This is a genomic window from Tardiphaga sp. 619_E2_N8_4, from assembly GCF_051810905.1.
GTDB lineage: Bacteria > Pseudomonadota > Alphaproteobacteria > Rhizobiales > Xanthobacteraceae > Tardiphaga > Tardiphaga robiniae.
Genome location: NZ_JBPWQJ010000001.1, coordinates 3,373,974 through 3,392,966, shown reverse-complemented (window position 1 = coordinate 3,392,966; position 18,993 = coordinate 3,373,974). Strand labels below are relative to the sequence as shown.

Here is an 18,993-nt window from a genome sequence, read left to right as displayed (position 1 = left end):
GGCAGCGATTCCCTAGAGAATCGCAGCGATGGCTGCGATCTCGACTCTGATCGAGGGATTGGCGAGCCGCGCTTCGACACAGGCGCGTGCAGGCGATGCGCCTGCCGGCACCCACTCATCCCAGACCGTATTGAAAGCCGCGAAATCCGCGATGTTTGGCAACCACACCGTGGCGCTCAGGATCGATGACTTGTCGGTGCCGGCTTCGCTGAGCAGTGCATCGATCTTGGCGAGCACTTCGGCGGCCTGCGCTTCGACACCGACAGACAGATCGTCCGGCACTTGTCCTGCGAGATAAACGAGACCACCATGAACAGTGGCCATACTGAGCCGCTTACCGGGCTTCAAACGCTTGATCATATATCTGCCTTCGTGCCGTTTTCTGAGGACATATTCCCGTCATCAAAATCCAACAGGTTTACTGACAGAAATCAACGTCACGAAAATCGGCATCTGATGCCTAAATCGGCAAAAGGCAGCCGATGCACATAACGCAGGCTGAAAATCGGCGTTCTCCGGCACTTTTGCCTAAATTATCCTTGCCCGTGCTGGAAATATCTGCAGCAATGTTTTCCTGTAGAAACACTCCAGCATCGCTCTGGAGCTCTTTCAAAGAGATCAGCGAGACGGCCCTTCCACCATCGCCGCGCGCCCTCTAAAAGAACGAGCACCTCATGAGGAGATCGACGTTGCTCGACGTCAGCAAGAATGCGGTTGGCTTCAACCTGCGCCAGCTACGCACCACCAAGGGACTGACGCTGGATCAGCTCGCCACCCAGAGCGAGCTGACGCGCGGCTATATCTCCCTCGTCGAGCGCGGCCTGAAAACGCCGTCGGTCAATGCGCTGCTGCGGCTCGCCGCGGCGCTCGATGTCAACGTTACCTATCTGTTCGACCCCAACCCAACGCCGGCCCCGCGCTACACGCTGTTCCGGCAGGACGAACAGCAAACGCCCATGCAGGACGACGGCGTCGATCTGCTGGCGCTGGCTGCGGGACGCACACGCAAGATGATGGAGCCGTTCCTGATCCGGCCGCCGCTGAAATTCGCGCCGCGCGCATCGCATGCGGGCGAGGAATTCCTGTTCGTCATATCAGGCAAGATGGCGATCAAGATCGAGGACGAAGAGATCGTCCTGAAGAAAGGCGACTGCCTGTACTTTTCCGGCGAGACCCCGCACTGGGTGCGCAGCATCGGCAAGCCCAAGGCCGATGTGCTGCTCGTGGTATCGGCGGCATCGCCCGAGCGGTAGTACCGGCCCATCCCCGTCATTGCGAGGTCATTCGCAAAAACAAAGGCGCCGGCCTGATCACTCGGGCCGGCGCTCTCTTATTCAAACCTGCCCGCCGCAGCGGCGCCGGTTACTCCTTCTTGTCGATGTTCCAGAACACCGGAGTGGCGGCGCCCGGCAGCACGCCGGTCAGTGACTTCCGCCATATGCTGGGGATCCGGTATTCGCCAAGCGGCAGATACGCGACCTGCTCGAGCGCACGGGCCTGGACTTCCGCAGCGGCAGCCTTCTGTTCCGCAGGCGTCGCTGCGCGCGCATACTTGTCGCGCAGTTCTTCGATCTTGGCGTCCTCGAACCATCCGAACCAGCCGCCATTCTTGCCGCGGCCCGACGTCGAGACGTTGGAAACCGGGTTAAGAATATCAGCAGCGACCCAATTGGTGAAGAACATGTTCCAACCGCCCTCCTTGACGGGCTTCTGGCTGGCGCGGCGCGTCACCACGGTCTGCCAGTCGGTGGCCTGCACTTCGACCTTGAAGCCGGCATCGCGCAGAAGCTGCGCTGCAACGATCGGCTGCGCCTTCAGCGACGACACATCGGTGGGCGCCATGATGACCACGGGCGTGCCATCATAACCGGATTCGGCCAGCGCCTTCTTGGCTTCCGCCATGCCGCTGCCCTTGACCATGGTTTCCGAACCGACGTCGGTATCATTCGGCGTGCCGCAGCCGAACATGGCACCGCAGATCTTCATGTAGTCGGGATTACCGACCAGCGCATCGAGCACCGGCTTCTGGTTCATCGCGAGGAATGCCGCGCGGCGAACCTTGACGTTGTCGAAGGGAGGCAACAGGAAGTTCATACGCCCCAGCGTCTGGTAACCGAGCTCGTTCAGAACCTCGATCTTGAGGTCCTTGTCCTTGACGAGAATCGGCAGCAGGTCGTAGGGACCGTTCTCCATGAAATCGATGTCGCCGGACTGCAGCGCGTTCACCGCCGTCTGCGCATCGGGCATCGTGACCCATTCGACGCGGTCGACCTTGACGACCTTGCCACCGGCCGCCCAGCTCGCAGGCTCGGAGCGCGGCACGTAGTCCTTGTTCTTCTCATAGACCGCCTTCACGCCCGGCTGGAATTCAGCCTGCACGAACTTGAACGGACCCGAACCGATCTGCTCCGGAATGGCCTTGCCGGCGGGCGTCTCGGCGAGACGCTTCGGCATCATGAACGGCACCAGCGACGATGGCTTGGCGATCGAGTCGAGCACGAGGCCATAGGGCTCCTTGAGCGTCAGCACGATGGTCTTGGCGTCGGGGGCTTCGATGCTCTTGGTGAAGTCCATGAGCTTCTGGCCCATGCCGTCATTGCGGCCCCAGCGCTGCAACGAAGCGGCGCAATCTTCCGCAGTGACAGGCTTGCCGTCGTGCCACTTCAGGCCGTCGCGCAGCGTGAAAGTATAGACCATCTTGTCATCGGAGACTTTGTACTCCGCCATCTGCGGCTGGACTTTGAAGTTTGCGTCCATCGCCAGCAACGTGTCGTAAACCATGTAACCGTGATCGCGCACGATATAGGCCGTGGTAATACCCGGATCGAGCACGCGCAGATCCGAGTGCATCACTGCGGTGATGGTCTTGCCGGCAGCATGCGCGGGCGACGACAGCACCGGCAGCGCCAGCGCAACGGCTACCGCCAGACCTGGTAGCGTCAATTTCGTGAAGGCCGCAGAACGCTGCCAACGTGACATGTAGGACATTCGATCTCTCCTGACTTGAAACTGACCATCGGTCGATGATTGCTTGTGCAACGCGATAGAAATTTAGGCGCCACCACGCGTTGGCTTTATCTTTTAGACATCAAAGACTTGCATCAAGCGTGATGCGCGTCAATCGCGTTTTCCACGCGCTACATCCACATGCTGCAGAATGCATTCCAATGCACATCGTCAATTTGCAAAGGAGATTGCCTGCTGCTGCCAAGTCACGCACGCAGTCAACGGCATGCTCGACCCCGCTGCACGCGACATGGCAATCATGGGTGCGACCATCGAACGCATCGCTCGTGGAGAGGTCATTCGCAAAAACAAGAACGCCGGCCTGATCACTCAGGCCGGCGTTCTGTTACTTCACACGAACCGCGACAGCGGCGCCGGTTAGTCCTTCTTGTCGATGTTCCAGAACATCGGAATGGCAGCGCCCTGGGTGACGCCGGTCAGCGAGGTGCGCCAGATGCTCGGCACCTTGTATTCGCCGAGCGGGATGTAGATGACCTTGTCATAGATCTCCTTCTGGATCTCGGCGGCGAGCTTCTTTTGCTCTTCCGGCGTGGTCGCGCGTGCGTATTTGTCGCGCAGCACTTCCAGCTCGGCATCTTCGCTCCAGCCGAACCAGCCGCCATTGCTCTTGCCGCGGCCGGAGGTCGCGACATTGCTGATGGGGTTGAGAATGTCGGCGCCGACCCAGTTGGAGAAGAACATGTTCCAGCCGCCTTCCTTGATGGGCTTCTGGCTCGGACGACGGCTGAGCACCGTCTGCCAATCGGTGGCCTGCACTTCGACCTTGAAGCCGACATTGCGGAGCAGTTGCGCCGCAACGATCGGCTGCGCCTTCAACGTGGTCACGTCGGTCGGCGCCATGATCACCACCGGCGTGCCGTCATAACCGGCCTCGGCGAGCAGCTTCTTGGCTTCCTCGACGCCATTGCCCTTCACCAGGCTTTCCGAACCGACATCCGTCGCATTCGGCGTGTCGCAACCGAACACCGCGCCGCAGACCTTATAATATTTGGGATCGCCGACCAGCGCATCCAGCACCGGCTTCTGGCTCATTGCCAAAAACGCGGCACGGCGAATCTTCGGATTGTCGAAGGGCGGGTTAAGGAAGTTCATGCGACCGAAGGTCTGGAAGCCCAGAGGGTTGAGCACTTCGATCTTGAGCTCCGGATCCTTCGCCAGGACCGGCAGCAGGTCGTAGGGACCATTCTCCATGAAGTCGATGTCACCCGACTGCAGCGCATTCACCGCGGTCTGTGCATCGGGCATGGTGATCCATTCGACGCGATCGACCTTCACCACCTTGCCGCCTGCCTGCCAGTCGGTCGGCTCGGAGCGCGGCTTGTACTCCTTGAACTTCTCGTAGACCGCCTTCACACCGGGCTGGAATTCAGCCTGCACGAATTTGAACGGACCCGAACCGACCTGCTCGGCAATCGCCTTGCCGGCCGGCGTCTCGGCGAGACGCTTCGGCATCATGAACGGCACCAGCGACGATGGCTTGGCGATCGAATCCAGAACGAGGCCGTAGGGCTCCTTCAGCGTCAGCACGATGGTCTTGGCATCGGGAGCCTCGATGCTCTTGGTGAAGTCCATGAGCTTCTGGCCCATGCCGTCATTGCGGCCCCAGCGCTGCAGCGACGCGGCGCAGTCTTCGGCGGTGACCGGCTTGCCGTCATGCCACAGCAGGCCGTCGCGCAGGGTAAATGTATAGACAAGCTTGTCGTCGGAGACCTTCCAGTCGGCCATCTGCGGCTTGATCTCGTATTTCGAGTTCATGCCGAGCAGCGTGTCGTAAACCATGTAGCCGTGGTCGCGGACGATATAACCGGTGGTGATACCGGGATCGATCACACGCAGATCGGAATGCATCACTGCAGTGATGGTCTTACCTGCAGCATGCGCGGGCGACGACAGCACCGGCAGCGCGAGCGCAACGACGACCGCCAGACCGGGCAGCGCAAATTTCGTGAAGGCCGCAGAATGCTGCCAACGTGACATGTAGGACACTCAATCTCTCCTGACTGGAATCTGACCATCGATCGATGATCGATTATGCAACGCGATAGAATTTTAGGCGCCTTCGCGTATTGCCTTTATCATTTAGGCTTCAAGGACTTGGCATCAAGCGTGATGCGCGTCAATCGCGTTTTCCACGCGATACATCCACACGGTGTAGAATGCATTGCAATGCACATTGTCGATTTGCAAAGGCGATTGCGCTGCTGCTAAGTCATGCGCGAACTCTCGCCGACAAACTCTCGCAATGTGCGCAGGCACGGAGCGCCTTGATCATCCGTGACGAAATTCTCATCCAAGAGGAATGACTTGATGAACCCCGCCGAACTCCCGTTTGATCTCGAGAACATGTTGCAGGGCCTGCGCATCTGGGTCGAATGCGAGAGCCCCACATGGGACGCGAATGCGGTCAACAGCATGCTCGACCTCGCTGCACGCGACATGGCAATCATGGGTGCGACCATCGAGCGCATCGCGGGACGTCAGGGATTCGGCGGCTGCATCCGCGCCCGTTTTCCACATCCGAAATTCGGCGAACCCGGTATCCTGATCGCGGGCCACATGGATACGGTTCATCCGGTTGGCACCATTGAAAAGCTGAAGTGGCGCCGCGATGGCGAGCGCTGCTACGGCCCGGCGATCTGCGACATGAAGGGCGGTAATTATCTATCGCTGGAAGCCATCCGCCAGCTCGCACGTATCTCCTATACGACGCCGCTACCCATCACCGTACTGTTCACGCCCGATGAGGAAGTCGGCACGCCATCGACCCGCGACATCATCGAAGCTGAAGCCGCGCGGAACAAATACGTGCTGGTGCCGGAGCCCGGTAGTGCGGGCAACGGTGTCACCACTGGCCGCTATGCGATCGCCCGCTTCAATCTCGAAACCATCGGCCGGCCCAGCCATTCGGGCGCGACGCTGTCGAACGGCCGCTCCGCGATTCGCGAAATGGCGAAGAAGATCGTGCAGATCGACGAGATGACCGGACCGGACTGCACGTTCAGCGTCGGCATCGTGCATGGCGGACAATGGGTCAACTGCGTTGCCTCGTCATGCACCGGCGAAGCGCTGAGCATGGCCAAGCGTCAGGAAGATCTCGATGCCGGCGTCCAGCGCATGCTCGCTCTCTCAGGTACCGAGAATGACGTGACCTTCAACGTCACCCGCGGCGTCACCCGCCCGGTGTGGGAACCGAACGCGGCGACCATGGCGCTGTTCGAGAAAGCCAAGGCCATCAATGGTCGCCTCGGCCTGCCCGAACTGACCCATGGCAGCAAGGGTGGCGGTTCGGATGGTAATTTTACCGGCGCAATGGGCATCCCGACCCTCGACGGGCTCGGCGTTCATGGCGCCGATATGCACACGCTCAACGAATATATCGTCGCGCAGAGCCTTGTTGATCGTGGCCGCCTGATGGCGGGATTGCTGGCAACCCTCGATTGATGCAACGTCGCCCGGTTTGCACATGCATCGCATGGCGCAAATCGGGCGGTGGCACAGGACTTGCTACCTTTACGTTTAAGTTTAGCGAACTTCGGGTTGAGGCAAGTTGCGACAGTGAATCATTGTTTCTCGAAAAATCTGTGTTTCTCGCGGACCATGACGACCAAGAGCAGCGAGCCCGTGACGTTTCCGGTTGACCGACGCGGTCCAGTTACGTTCGATCAACACCACCACTAGGAAAGCGCCATGCTCGGATACCTCATTCGCCGGATTCTTGCGGCCATACCCGTTATGGGTGTGGTGGCCCTGTTTGTCTTCCTGCTGCTTCGGCTGACGCCCGGCGATCCTGCCGCGATCATCGCCGGCGATAACGCGACGGCCGAGCAGCTCGACCGCATCCGGACGCAGCTCGGCCTCAACGAACCGCTCTACACGCAGTTTTTCAGCTGGGTCTGGCGGCTGCTGCACGGTGACTTCGGCACCTCGCTGATCTCCAACGTGCCTGTGCTGCAGATGGTCAACCAGCGCATCGAGCCCTCTTTGAGCATTGCATTGAGCGTGATGCTGGTTTCGATCCTTGTTGCGATCCCGCTCGGCGTCATCGCCGCATGGAAACACGGCACATGGATCGACCGTTTCGTGATGGCGCTGTCAGTGATCGGCTTCTCCGTGCCGGTGTTCGTGATCGGTTACGTGCTGGTCCAGGTGTTCGCGATCGAACTGCGCTGGTTTCCGGTGCAGGGTTTCCGCAGCATCTCGCGTGGCTTCGGGCCGTTCTTTGAGCGCATCACGCTGCCGACCGTCGCGCTGTCCTTTGTCTATGTCGCGCTAATCGCGCGCATGACCCGCGCGGCGATGCTCGGAGTGCTCGGCGAAGACTATGTCCGCACCGCGCGCGCCAAGGGCATCAACGAGAGCGGTGTGCTGTTCCGCCACGCGCTGCGTAACGCCGCCGTGCCGGTCATCACGGTGATCGGTACCGGCTTCGCATTGCTGATCTCCGGCGTCGTCGTCACCGAAAGCGTGTTCAACCTGCCCGGCATCGGTCGCTTGACGGTCGACGCCGTGCTGGCGCGGGATTTTCCCGTGATCCAGGCCATGATCCTTTTGACCTCGGGCGTTTATGTCGGGGTCAATTTGCTTATCGACCTTGCCTACGCACTGCTCGATCCCAGAATTCGTTACTAGGAATCTGTATCTGATGGCGATCGAATCCCTTCCCAACCCGGCCCTCCCCTCCCGCAGCGGTCCGTCGCTCGGCTTTCTCACCGCGACGCCGATTATCGCCTTGGCGACGATTTGCCTGACGCTGGTGATCCTGTCGGCGATCTTCGCACCGTGGCTGACGTCGCACGATCCGCAATTGCTGGCACCCGCCTTGCGGCTGAAGCCGGCCAGTTCGGAATATCTGCTCGGCACCGACGCTTACGGCCGCGACGTGCTGGCGCGCATCCTCTATGGCGGTCGCATCTCGCTCCTGATCGGCCTCGGCGCCGCCGTCACCAGTATTGTCATCGGCCTCTTCATCGGCCTGTTCTCGGGCTTTTTCAAATTGGCCGACGCTGTGATGATGCGTGTCATGGACGGCCTGATGGCGATGCCCGGCGTGCTGCTGGCCATCGCCGTCGTGTCGCTGTCAGGCGCCACTCTGACGACGGTGCTGATTGCGATCACTATTCCGGAAATCCCCCGTGTCGCGCGACTGGTGCGTTCCGTGGTGCTGTCGGCGCGTGAGGAGCCCTATGTGGAGGCGGCGATCTCGCTCGGCTCCAGCATGCCGAAGATCATGTTGAAACATCTGATGCCCAACACGGTGGCGCCGCTGATCGTCCAGGGCACCTTCATCGCCGCATCCGCCATTCTCACCGAGGCGATCCTGTCGTTCCTCGGCGCCGGCATCAGCCCGGAAACCCCGACCTGGGGGAATATCATGGCCGAGGGTCGCGCCTTCTTCCAGGTCAAGCCATCGCTGATCTTCTGGCCGGGACTACTGCTCTCGGTTGCCATCCTCTCCGTCAATCTGATCGGCGACGCTGCCCGCGATGCGCTCGATCCCCGCATGAAACAGCGTGAGGCCGGCAAGTGAGTGAACTAGTGAACCCCACCGTGAATACCCGCCCCATCGCACTGGAAATCGAAAATCTCGTTGTCGGCGTCGGCAAGAGCGGCGCCGGCAAGAAGATCATCGACGGCATTTCTCTCGAGGTGCGCCAGGGCGAAACGCTCTGCGTGGTCGGCGAAAGTGGTTCCGGCAAGTCGGTGACCTCGCTCTCCACCATGGGCCTGCTGCCGCGAGATTCACTCAAAGCCATCGGCGGCAGCATTAAGTTGGTCGGCGAAGATGTGCTGCAGGCCAGCGACCGGCGGCTGCGCGAGCTCCGCGCCACCACCATGGCGATGATCTTCCAGGAGCCGATGACGGCGCTCAATCCGGTCGTCCCCGTTGGCAAGCAGATCGACGAAGTACTACGCACCCACACCAGTCTCGGCGCTAGCGCCCGCCGTGCGCGCATTCTCGACATGATGGAGCAAGTGCGGCTTCCCGATGTGAAGCGCATCTTCGCGTCCTATCCGCACCGCCTGTCGGGCGGCCAGCGCCAGCGCATCATGATCGCCATGGCGCTCGTGCTGGAGCCGAAACTGCTGATCGCCGATGAGCCAACGACAGCGCTCGACGTCACCACCCAGGCGCAAATTCTCAAGCTGATGCGCGACCTTCAGAAGGATCACGGCACCGCCGTGCTGTTCATCACTCACGATATGGGCGTGGTGGCCGACATCGCCGATCGCGTCGCCGTGATGCGTCATGGACGGCTGGTGGAAACCGGAGCATTGAAGGATATTCTGAGCGCGCCCACGCAGGACTATACTCGTAACCTGCTGTCGTCGGTGCCGAGCCTCATTCCCCGCGCGGCCCGCGAGGAAGTGGGCTTCAATCCAGTCGTGCTCGAAGCGAATGAGCTCGGCAAGGTCTATCGCGAGCGTTCCATGTTCGGGAAACCACGCGAAGTCCACGCAGCCCAGGACGTCACGCTGACACTGCGCAAGGGCCGCACGCTCGGCATCGTCGGCGAAAGCGGCTCCGGCAAATCGACCGTGGCGCGCTGTATCGTCCGACTGATCGATCCAACCTCGGGCGGCATCCGTCTCGCCGGACGCGAAATCTCCGATCTGTCACGTCACGCGTTGCAGCCGCACCGCAAGAAGATACAGATCGTCTTCCAGGACCCCTATCGTTCCCTCAATCCGCGCATCACCATCGGCGAGTCCATTTGCGAAGGTCCGATCAATTTCGGCACCAAACATTCGGTGGCAATGGCCAGAGCGCGTGAACTGCTCGAACTGGTCGGTCTTCCACCTGACGCAGTGTCGCGCTATCCGCACCAGTTCTCCGGCGGCCAGCGCCAGCGCATCGCCATTGCGCGCGCGCTAGCCCTCGATCCGGAAGTTCTGGTGGCCGACGAGGCCGTCTCGGCCCTCGACGTCTCGGTGCAGGCGCAGGTGCTGCGGCTGCTCGACGACATCCAGACCCGGCTCGGCATCGCCATCCTGTTCATCACCCACGATCTGCGCGTCGCCGCCCAGATTTGCGACGACGTTGCCGTAATGCAGCATGGTCGGGTGGTGGAACAGGGCCCGGCGGCGGAAGTCCTCGCAAATCCGCAACAGCCCTATACGCGCCAGCTGCTTGACGCGGCGCCCGGACGAGGATGGGATTTCGCCAACTTCCGCGCGGTCGATGGCAGCACCACCGTGCCGGCGGCCTGAGCCCATACCGAAACTGACCCTGGATTCTGAATGACCCGTATCGCTGTCGGCGGCTTTCTGCACGAAACGAACACGTTTGCGCCGACCAAGGCGACCTATGAGGCCTTTGTACATGGCGGCGGCTGGCCGTCGATGACGCACGGCGCCGACGTCCTTAAGGTGATGCGAGGCATCAATGTCGGCCTCGCCGGCTTTATCGAGGAAGCCGAGACACGCGGCTGGGAACTGATCCCGACCATCGCCTGCGGCGCGAGCCCTTCGGCGCATGTCACCAGGGATGCGTTCGAGCGCATCGTTGGCGAGATGATCGACGGCATCAAAGCGGCGCTACCGCTGGACGCTGTCTATCTCGATTTGCACGGCGCCATGGTCACCGAACATCTCGACGACGGCGAAGGCGAAATCGCGCGGCGCGTACGCGAGGTGATCGGGCCGGATATTCCGTTCGTGGTCAGCCTCGATCTGCACGGCAATATCTCGCCGGAAACGGTCGAATATACCGACGCGCTGATCGCCTATCGCACCTATCCCCATGTGGACATGGCCGACACCGGCCGCGCCTGCGCACGCCACATGGACTTGCTGCTGGCCGGCAATCGCTTCGCCAAGGCATTCCGCCAGTTGCCGTTCCTGATTCCGATCAGCTGGCAATGCACCAATGACGAGCCGACGAAGAGCATCTATCTGAAGCTGGCCGCGCTCGAACATGACCAGATCCCCACGCTGTCGTTCTGCCCGGGCTTTCCTGCCGCCGATTTCCCACATTGCTGCCCGAGCGTGTTCGCCTATGGCGTGACGCAGGCTGATGCCGACGCTGCAGCGGACACCATCGTCAAGCTGGTGATGGGCCACGAAGACGATTTCGACGGCAAGATCTACAGGCCGGATGAAGGCGTGTTGCATGCCATGGAATTGGCGAAGACCCTCACCAAGCCGGTCGTCATTGCCGACACCCAGGACAATCCCGGCGCCGGCGGCGACAGCGACACCACCGGCATGCTGCGCGCGCTGGTGAAGAACAAGGCGATCAAGGCCGCCCATGGCGTGATCTATGATCCCGCTGCGGCGAAGGCTGCCCATCAGGCCGGCGAAGGCGCTACGGTCAAACTCTCGATCGGCGGCAAGTCCTGCATCCCCGGCGATGCGCCCTATGAGAACACCTTCGTCGTCGAGAAACTCTCCGATGGCAAGTTCGTCGCCAACGGCCCCTATTACGGCGGCCGCGACATGGATATGGGCCTCTCGGCCTGTCTGCGTATCGACGACGTCCGCGTCGTGATCTCCTCGCACAAGGCCCAGCTCGCCGACCAGTCGATGTATCGCTATGTCGGTATCGAGCCGACTGAGCAGAACATTCTCGTCAACAAGAGCTCGGTGCATTTCCGCGCCGACTTCGAGCCCATCGCCGGCAAGCTGCTGATCTGCGCCGCGCCCGGTGCGATGCCCGCGGATACGTCGGTGCTGCCCTGGAAGCATCTGCGTCCGGGCATTCGGCTGAAGCCGAACGGCGAACCATTTACGCCCCAGACCTCATCACCTGCCCTCGTGCCGTGAACGGATAGACCCATGCCCACACCCGAACGTATCGACGCCTTCGCCGACGAACTCACCGCCATCCGCCGCGACCTGCACGCGCATCCGGAAATCGGCTTCGAGGAAGTCCGCACCTCCGGCATCGTTGCCGACAAGCTGACTTCATGGGGCGTCGAAGTGCATCGCGGCTTCGGGGGTACCGGCGTCGTCGGCGTGTTGAAGGGCAAAGGCTCGGGCACCAAGCGCATCGGCCTGCGCGCCGACATGGACGCGCTGCCGATGGAAGAAAACACCAACCTCGCCTGGCGCTCCACCATTCCCGGCCGTTTTCACGGCTGCGGTCATGATGGCCACACCACCATGCTGCTCGGCACCGCTCGCTATCTCGCCGAGACCCGCAATTTCGACGGCACCGTGCATTTCATCTTCCAGCCCGCCGAAGAAGGCCTCGGCGGCGCCCGCGCGATGATCAAGGACGGTCTGTTCAAGCAGTTTCCGTGCGACGAAATCTACGGCCTGCACAATGCGCCGGACATGAATCACGGCGAAGTCGGTATCTTCCCAGGTCCCGCAATGGCTGCCGCTGATTTCTTCGACATCACCATCCGGGGCTATGGCGCGCATGGCGCAATGCCGGAGCGCTCGAAGGACCCTGTTGTGATCGCGATGTCGCTCGGTCAGGCGATGCAGTCGATCGTGAGCCGCAACGTCAATCCGTTCGAATCCGCCGTGCTGTCGATCACCCAGATCCATTCGGGCTCGGCCTATAACGTCATTCCGGATGACGCCAAGCTCTGCGGCACCGTGCGCTGTTTCTCCGAGAAGGTCCGGATGCAGATCCGCGAGCGGATGCACGCCTTGGCCGCCGGCATGGCGACGGCGTTCGATTGCGAGATCAAGGTCGATATCCGCGACGGCTTCAGCGTGCTGGTCAATCAGGAAGAACATTCCAAAGCCGTCGAGGACGTTGCACGCACGATCGTCGGCGACGCCAATGTGATCACCCGCGCGAAGCCAAAAATGGGCTCCGAAGATTTCGCCGACATGCTGCATGCCGTGCCCGGTGCCTATTTCTGGGTCGGCCAAGAAGGCTCGGTACCCGTGCACAATCCCGGCTACTATCTCGACGATAAAATACTGCCCATCGGCGCCAGCATGTTCGCCCGCATCGTCGAAACCCGGCTGCCGGTATAAGAAGCGGCGGCCAACGCTGTCGGCATAATTCCGCAGGATGGGTTGAGAGCAGCCGTGCAAGCTGCTGTCCGACAACCCATCACGACCGCGCGCATGACAGGATGGGTTTCGCTATCGCGCAACCCATCCTAAAATCGGCGGCGAGCAACCGTCCAACAAACAAGAAAACAGGGAAGAAACCACCATGGCCTATGAGACGATCCTCTACAGCGTCGAAGATCAGATCCTCACCATCACGCTGAACCGCCCCGAAAAGCTCAATGCCTATAACGCTACGATGCAGGCCGAGCTGATCGACGCCTTCGACAAGGCCGATGCGGACGACAATGTGCGCGCGATCATCGTGACCGGCGCCGGACGTGGCTTCTGCGCGGGTGCTGATCTCTCCTCGGGTGCTGACACCTTCGATCGCGACGCGCGGCGCGGCCCGGTGAAGCGCCTCGCCAGTGGTGATGTCGATTACAGCGACCCGATGGTGCGCGATGGTGGCGGTCAGGTGACCCTGCGGATCTTCAAATGCCTCAAACCGGTCATCGCCGCGGTGAACGGCCCGGCCGTTGGCATCGGCGCCACCATGCAGCTCGCGATGGACATCCGCATCGCCTCGGAAGCCGCACGCTTCGGCTTCGTGTTCTCCCAGCGCGGCATCGTGCCGGAAGCCGCCTCGAGCTGGTTCCTGCCGCGCCTCGTCGGCATCTCGCAGGCGCTGGAATGGTGCTACTCCGGTCGCGTGTTCCCGGCGCAGGAGGCCCTCGCCGGCCGCCTCGTCAGCAAGGTTGTGCCCCCCGAGGAGCTACTGCCGACCGCACGCGCGCTGGCCAAGACCTTCATCGACAAGACGGCGCCGGTGTCTGTCGCGCTGATCCGCCAGATGATGTGGCGCATGATGGGCGCCGACGATCCGATGGAAGCGCACAAGATCGACAGCCGCGGCATCTATGCGCGTGGCCGATCCGAAGACGTCAAGGAAGGCGTCGTGGCGTTTCTCGAAAAGCGCCCGGCCGCGTTCAAGAACAAGGTCAGCACGGACATGCCGAGCTATTTCCCCTGGTGGGACGAGCGCGACTACAAATAGGACGACGAATGAATCCGACGCCCTCTGGTCGTCCGTCTGAGGGCGTCATTTTCCTGCACGGCATCAGCCGGTCGTTCCGATCTTTTATCAAGATGCAGCAGGCGGTCGAAGCTGCAGGATTCGCCACGCGGAACATTGGCTATCCCAGCCGGCGCAAGACGCTGTCTGCACTGGCCGATGACATCCATCCCGCCATCGCGCCGTTTGCCGAAGCCAACGAAGGCTGCACGCATTTCGTCTGCCATTCGATGGGAGGTCTGCTGGCGCGTGTCTATCTGGCGCGCCACCGTCCATCACGTCTGGGCCGCGTGGTGATGCTGGGTACGCCGAACGGCGGCAGCGAAATCGCCGATCTGTTCAAGAACTGGCTGCCGTATCGCCAGTATTTCGGCCCGGCGGGGCAGCAACTCGTTACGATGCGGGATGACGTAACTGAGGCGATGCTTCCCCCAGTTGACTATCCGGTTGGTATCATCGCCGGCGATCGTACGCTCGATCCGATCGCTTCGCGCTTGATGTTGCGTGGCCCGAATGATGGTCGTGTCACCGTCGCGCGCACAAAACTTGAAGGCATGACCGACCACCTCGTCATCCACGCGTCACATGCGATGATGATCCGGAACCGGGAAGCAATCATGCAGACCAGCGCCTTCCTGAAGGACGGCCAGTTTCGGCGCTGAGCGCTCAGCCCATGGTCAGCGCCACACGGCCGATCGCCCTGCGCTCCGTCAGCAGCCGCATGGCAGCCGCGACATCCGCCAGCGGCAGGCGATGCGAAACATTTGGCCTGATCTTTCCCGCTTCTGCCCATGCGAGGAGCTGAGCGATGCGGGCTTCGCCGATCTTCGGATCGCGCCGCGCCGCTTCGCCGGCGCGAACGCCGAGCACGCTGGCGCCTTTGATGAGCACGAGATTGGTTTTCGCCACGCCGATGCCACCGGTGAAGCCGATCACCAGCAGTCGCGCGCCCCAATTGATGCAGCGCAGGCTCTGTTCGAAGATTTCGCCACCAACCGGGTCGAACACCACATCGGCACCCTTGCCATCGGTGATGCGTTTCACGGCATCGCGGAACGGCTCCGCGCCATACAGCACGCCATGATCCGCGCCGCGCCCACGCGCCACTGCGAGCTTCTCTTCAGATGACGCTGCCGCAATCACGGTAGCCCCAAGCAGCTTGCCGATCTCCACCGCTGCTAGACCGACGCCGCCGCCGGCACCATGCACCAGCAGCGTCTCGCCTGGCTTGATCTGGCCGCGATCGACCAGCGCATGATGCGCGGTGCCATGCGCGGCGAGAAACGTCGCCCCCTCCGCGTAGTCGAATGTCGATGGCAGCGGGGTGAGTTGCGCCGGCGCAACCACGACTTCGTCCGCATAGCCGCCATGACGCAGCTTGACGATGACGCGATCCCCGACCGCGATGCCGGGCGCATCGGCGGCGACTTCGCTGACGTCGCCGGCCGCTTCCATGCCCGGCGTGAACGGCAGTTCGGGCTTAAGCTGATATTCGCCGGCCGCCATCAGGATATCCGGAAAATTGATCCCGGCCGCGCGCACGGCAACGCGGACCTGCCCCGGCTTTAGCGCCTTTGACTCGAATTGTTCGAGGCGCAGGCCTTCCGGCGCTCCGAGCTCACGGCAGACAATCGCTTTCGGCATCAGGCTGCGCTCTCGGCGCTTCCAGCGCCAACGTGGCGACGCTGCAGCGCCTCGCGGATCAGCGGCAGGCGGTCATTGCCGAAATACATGTCGGTCTTGTCGAGATAGATGGTCGGCGAGCCGAAGCCGCCCCGTGCGATCACATCATCCGTATTGACCTTGAGCTGGTCCTTGATCGCCTGATCGCCGATGCCCGCGAAGAATTTCGCGGGATCGATGCCGGTGCGCGTACAGATCTCGGTGAGAACATCATCTTTCGAGATATCCTTGTCGTCGCCCCAATAGGCTTCGAACACCCCGCGCGCGAACGGCACCATCGCGTCGCTTCCAAGCCAGATGCAGCCGCGCATCGCCTTGACGCTGTTCACCGGAAACACCGTTGGCGGCATCTTGATCGCCAGGCCCGCCGAGCGCGCCCAGTCGCCAAGGTCCTTCTTCATGTAGCGCGCCTTGGCCGGCACCGGCGTCTTGCGCGATTCATAGACGCTGGGATTGATCGAATTGAAGATGCCACCCACCAGAATGGGCCGCCACGAGATTTCCTCGCCGAACTCCTTCGCCAGCGGCTGGATGTTGTGGAAGGCGAGATAGGTCCAGGGGCTGGAACAGTCGAAGAAGAATTCGATCATGGGTGTTTCCTCGTTTTGTTATTATTTTCTTCGTCATGCGCGCGCCCCGAAATGACGAGCTCTATTGCTGCGCCTGCGCATGCGCCGGTGCATCGACACCGAACATAATCTTCCTCGCCTGCTCATCCATCGGCTTCTTCTCCTGCTTGCCGACGGCAAGCCCCGCCTGCACCTGCGGCCGTGCGCGGACCAGCGCAAACCAGCGCTTCACGTTCGGGAAATCATCCAGCGTTAGCCCCTGCGCCTTATGGGTCATGATCCACGGAAAGCACGCCATGTCGGCGACGGAGTAGTCGCCGGCGATATAATCGTGGCCTTTCCCGAGATGCGCATCGAGTACGCCGTACAGGCGCTTGGCTTCGCGGGTATAGCGATCCATCGCATAGGGAATCTTCTCGGGGGCATAGAGCAGGAAATGTCCGTTCTGGCCGAGCATCGGACCGAGCCCGCCCATCTGCCACATCAGCCATTGCATGACGTCGAAACGCTTTCGCATCTCGGCCGGCATGAAACGGCCGGACTTCTCCGCGAGATAGATCAGGATCGCGCCGCTCTCGAAGACCGACACCGGCGCGCCGCCATCGGCAGGCGCATGATCGACGATGGCCGGCATGCGGCCGTTGGGGCTGAGTTTCAGAAACTCCGGCTGGTGCTGGTCGCCGCGACCGAGTTGCATCGGGACGACCGTATAGGGCAGCCCGCATTCTTCCAGCATAATCGAGATTTTCCAGCCGTTCGGCGTCGGTGCGTAATGCAGGTCGATCATGTAATTTTCCCGGCGTCCTCGATACGTTTTGGCCGATCCTAGCCCTCCCTTATGGATGCGCCAATCCCATATACGGAGGGTCAGGAACGTGGCAGATAGGCCTCCGCAAAACACAATTTCCGGGGAGCGAACAAATGCTGTTTCCAACCACTATCGCCGGCTCGCTGCCGAAGCCCGAATGGCTCGCCGAGCCGAACAAGCTGTGGCCAACCTGGCGCTCCTCCGGCGACGAACTGGTACGCGCCAAGCGCGACGCGACGCTGCTGGCGGTGAAAGTGCAGGAAGATGCCGGCGTCGACATCGTCACCGAAGGCGAGCAGGCGCGGCAGCATTTCGTCCATGGCTTTCTGGAAAAGGTCGACGGCATCGACTTCGCCCACAAGGTCGAGATGGGCATCCGCAAGGATCGCTATAAAGCGATGGTGCCGCAGGTGATCGCGCCGCTGCAGCTCAAGGGCCGCGTTCACGCCTTCGAGGCGCAGGCTGCCCGCGCGCATACGACGAACAAGCTCAAGTTCACACTGCCCGGTCCGATGACCATTATCGACACCCTGTCGGACAGCTATTACGGCGACCGCGTCAAGATGGCCTTTGCTTTCGCCGAACTGCTGAACCAGGAAGCGCTCGCGCTGCAGGCCGACGGCGTCGACATGATCCAGTTCGACGAGCCGGCCTTCAACGTCTTCATGGACGAAGCCGCCGACTGGGGCGTCAAGGCGCTGGAGCGCGCGGCACAGGGCCTCACTTGCGCGACAGCCGTTCACATCTGCTACGGCTACGGCATCAAGGCCAATACCGACTGGAAGGAAACCCTCGGCAGCGAGTGGCGGCAATATGAGGAGATATTCCCGGCCATCGACGCCAGCCCGATCCAGCAGGTCGCCATCGAATGCCGCAATTCGCGCGTGCCACTGGAATTGCTGGGGCTGCTGAAGAACAAGATCGTGCAGGCCGGCGTGATCGATGTTGCCAGCGACACTGTCGAGACGCCGGAAGATGTGGTCGCCACCATCGAGGCCGTGATGAAACACGTGCCGAAGGACAAGATCGTGCCGACGACCAATTGCGGCATGGCCCCAATGCAGCGCGATATCGCGGAAGCAAAACTGCGCGCACTGGGTGCGGGTGCGAAGCTGGCGAGAGAGAAGCTGGGGTAAGACGTTCCCCGCAACAAACGCCGTCATGCCCGGCCTTGTGCCGGGCATCCACGTCTTAGCATCAAGCAAGGAAAGACGTGGATGGCCGGGACAAGCCCGGCCATGACGAATGCTAGTTTCCCGCGGCAGCACTCACATGCAGCACCGGACGATAGCCGGCGCGAAATGCATTCAGCGTCGATGGTGGCGTCAGCAATTGCGCATCGACGGGTTCGACATCAACCACGCGATACCCAGCAAACGACCACTGCAGCGCCTGCCCCTGCGCGATCAGAAAGCTCTCACCACCCGCCTGCACCATCGCCCCATCCGGCAATACCTCGACAGGCCCATCCACCGGATGCAATCGCTTCTTCCTGTTATCCAGCCGCTCACGATGCAGCACCGCATCGATCTCCGTCGCCCGCACACGCATGACGCCGTTGCCCTCCTCCCACGCCGCACGAAAGCGGTTGGCATCGTCGCGGCGGCAATAGAAGCATGGCCGGTGACCGGCGGCGAAGGATGTGGCCTCGTCGAGGAAGAACAGCTCGGTCCAGCTGCGTGTCGCCATGACATCGCGGCGACGCCCGCGAAACTCGCAGACGCAGGTGATCCAGGCCGGATTCGACCAGCGCCTGTTCAGGAGCGTTTTGGTCGAAGGATCATGGATGATGCCACGATTGCCGGTGAACGTTCCGCGTTCCGGTGTCGCGACGATCTCGCCTGCCGGCGTGACACGATTTTGCAGCGGCAATCGCG

At 61.7% G+C, this 18,993-nt stretch carries 18 protein-coding genes; 11 read left to right on the top strand and 7 right to left on the bottom strand.

From position 1 onward, the window contains the following. Positions 1-12: 12 nt before the first annotated feature. A complete protein-coding gene (locus AB8A23_RS16100; protein WP_116664285.1) occupies positions 13-360 on the bottom strand; it encodes a RidA family protein in 348 nt (115 codons plus the stop codon). 314 nt (positions 361-674) lie between these two features. Here AB8A23_RS16100 and AB8A23_RS16095 point away from each other — a divergent pair, with 314 nt between their 5' ends. Then, positions 675-1,253, top strand: coding sequence for a helix-turn-helix domain-containing protein (locus AB8A23_RS16095; protein WP_439058994.1), 579 nt, complete (start codon positions 675-677; stop codon positions 1,251-1,253). A 109-nt stretch (positions 1,254-1,362) separates the two neighbouring features. Here AB8A23_RS16095 and AB8A23_RS16090 read toward each other — a convergent pair whose 3' ends face one another. After that, positions 1,363-2,988, bottom strand: a complete 1,626-nt coding sequence (locus tag AB8A23_RS16090) for an ABC transporter substrate-binding protein (RefSeq protein ID WP_089264938.1) — start codon at positions 2,986-2,988, stop codon at positions 1,363-1,365. Positions 2,989-3,157: 169 nt separating this feature from the next. Here AB8A23_RS16090 and AB8A23_RS16085 point away from each other — a divergent pair, with 169 nt between their 5' ends. Beyond that, positions 3,158-3,388, top strand: a complete 231-nt coding sequence (locus tag AB8A23_RS16085; protein WP_089264939.1) for a hypothetical protein — start codon at positions 3,158-3,160, stop codon at positions 3,386-3,388. Here AB8A23_RS16085 and AB8A23_RS16080 read toward each other — a convergent pair. Continuing rightward, a complete protein-coding gene (locus AB8A23_RS16080; RefSeq protein WP_439060512.1) occupies positions 3,385-5,004 on the bottom strand; it encodes an ABC transporter substrate-binding protein in 1,620 nt (539 codons plus the stop codon). The two genes, AB8A23_RS16085 and AB8A23_RS16080, sit on opposite strands and share 4 nt — an antisense overlap. 330 nt (positions 5,005-5,334) lie before the next feature. Between AB8A23_RS16080 and AB8A23_RS16075 the strand changes: the two genes are divergently transcribed. From AB8A23_RS16075 to AB8A23_RS16040, 8 genes are all read left to right on the top strand, one after another. Then, complete coding sequence (locus tag AB8A23_RS16075) at positions 5,335-6,468, top strand: M20/M25/M40 family metallo-hydrolase (protein ID WP_439058996.1); 1,134 nt, start codon at positions 5,335-5,337, stop codon at positions 6,466-6,468. Positions 6,469-6,714: 246 nt separating this feature from the next. Continuing rightward, positions 6,715-7,656, top strand: a complete 942-nt coding sequence (locus tag AB8A23_RS16070; protein ID WP_089264942.1) for an ABC transporter permease — start codon at positions 6,715-6,717, stop codon at positions 7,654-7,656. Positions 7,657-7,669: 13 nt separating this feature from the next. Beyond that, positions 7,670-8,554 carry an ABC transporter permease gene (locus tag AB8A23_RS16065; protein WP_439058998.1) on the top strand — a complete coding sequence of 295 codons (885 nt, stop codon included), beginning with the start codon at positions 7,670-7,672 and terminating at the stop codon, positions 8,552-8,554. Further along, positions 8,551-10,236, top strand: a complete 1,686-nt coding sequence (locus AB8A23_RS16060) for an ABC transporter ATP-binding protein (protein ID WP_439058999.1) — start codon at positions 8,551-8,553, stop codon at positions 10,234-10,236. The genes AB8A23_RS16065 and AB8A23_RS16060 overlap by 4 nt, the downstream gene beginning before the upstream one ends. A 30-nt stretch (positions 10,237-10,266) precedes the next feature. Then, positions 10,267-11,790: a M81 family metallopeptidase gene (locus tag AB8A23_RS16055; protein ID WP_439059001.1), complete on the top strand. Its 1,524-nt coding sequence runs from the start codon at positions 10,267-10,269 to the stop codon at positions 11,788-11,790. Between the two features lie 12 nt (positions 11,791-11,802). After that, entirely contained in the window at positions 11,803-12,963 is a 1,161-nt protein-coding gene (locus tag AB8A23_RS16050) for a M20 aminoacylase family protein (protein ID WP_439059003.1), read from the top strand. 184 nt (positions 12,964-13,147) lie between these two features. Next, positions 13,148-14,038, top strand: a complete 891-nt coding sequence (locus tag AB8A23_RS16045) for a crotonase/enoyl-CoA hydratase family protein (RefSeq protein WP_439059004.1) — start codon at positions 13,148-13,150, stop codon at positions 14,036-14,038. Positions 14,039-14,046: 8 nt separating this feature from the next. Then, entirely contained in the window at positions 14,047-14,718 is a 672-nt protein-coding gene (locus tag AB8A23_RS16040) for an esterase/lipase family protein (RefSeq protein WP_439059005.1), read from the top strand. 4 nt (positions 14,719-14,722) lie between these two features. On the opposite strand, the gene AB8A23_RS16035 is transcribed toward AB8A23_RS16040, so the two are convergent. The 3 genes from AB8A23_RS16035 to AB8A23_RS16025 all read right to left on the bottom strand — a co-directional run bounded on the left by AB8A23_RS16035 (position 14,723) and on the right by AB8A23_RS16025 (position 17,095). Beyond that, complete coding sequence (locus AB8A23_RS16035) at positions 14,723-15,700, bottom strand: NADPH:quinone oxidoreductase family protein (protein ID WP_439059007.1); 978 nt, start codon at positions 15,698-15,700, stop codon at positions 14,723-14,725. Next, a complete protein-coding gene (locus tag AB8A23_RS16030) occupies positions 15,700-16,329 on the bottom strand; it encodes a 2-hydroxychromene-2-carboxylate isomerase (RefSeq protein WP_439059009.1) in 630 nt (209 codons plus the stop codon). Before AB8A23_RS16030 ends, AB8A23_RS16035 begins: the two co-directional genes overlap by 1 nt. A 61-nt stretch (positions 16,330-16,390) precedes the next feature. Continuing rightward, the gene (locus AB8A23_RS16025) at positions 16,391-17,095 is read right to left on the bottom strand and encodes a glutathione S-transferase N-terminal domain-containing protein (RefSeq protein ID WP_439059011.1); all 705 of its coding nucleotides are present in this window, start codon (positions 17,093-17,095) and stop codon (positions 16,391-16,393) included. A gap of 134 nt (positions 17,096-17,229) precedes the next feature. Between AB8A23_RS16025 and AB8A23_RS16020 the strand changes: the two genes are divergently transcribed. Then, complete coding sequence (locus tag AB8A23_RS16020) at positions 17,230-18,252, top strand: methionine synthase (protein WP_439059012.1); 1,023 nt, start codon at positions 17,230-17,232, stop codon at positions 18,250-18,252. A gap of 112 nt (positions 18,253-18,364) precedes the next feature. Here AB8A23_RS16020 and AB8A23_RS16015 read toward each other — a convergent pair whose 3' ends face one another. After that, positions 18,365-18,988, bottom strand: a complete 624-nt coding sequence (locus tag AB8A23_RS16015) for a hypothetical protein (RefSeq protein ID WP_439059013.1) — start codon at positions 18,986-18,988, stop codon at positions 18,365-18,367. Positions 18,989-18,993 lie beyond the last annotated feature (5 nt).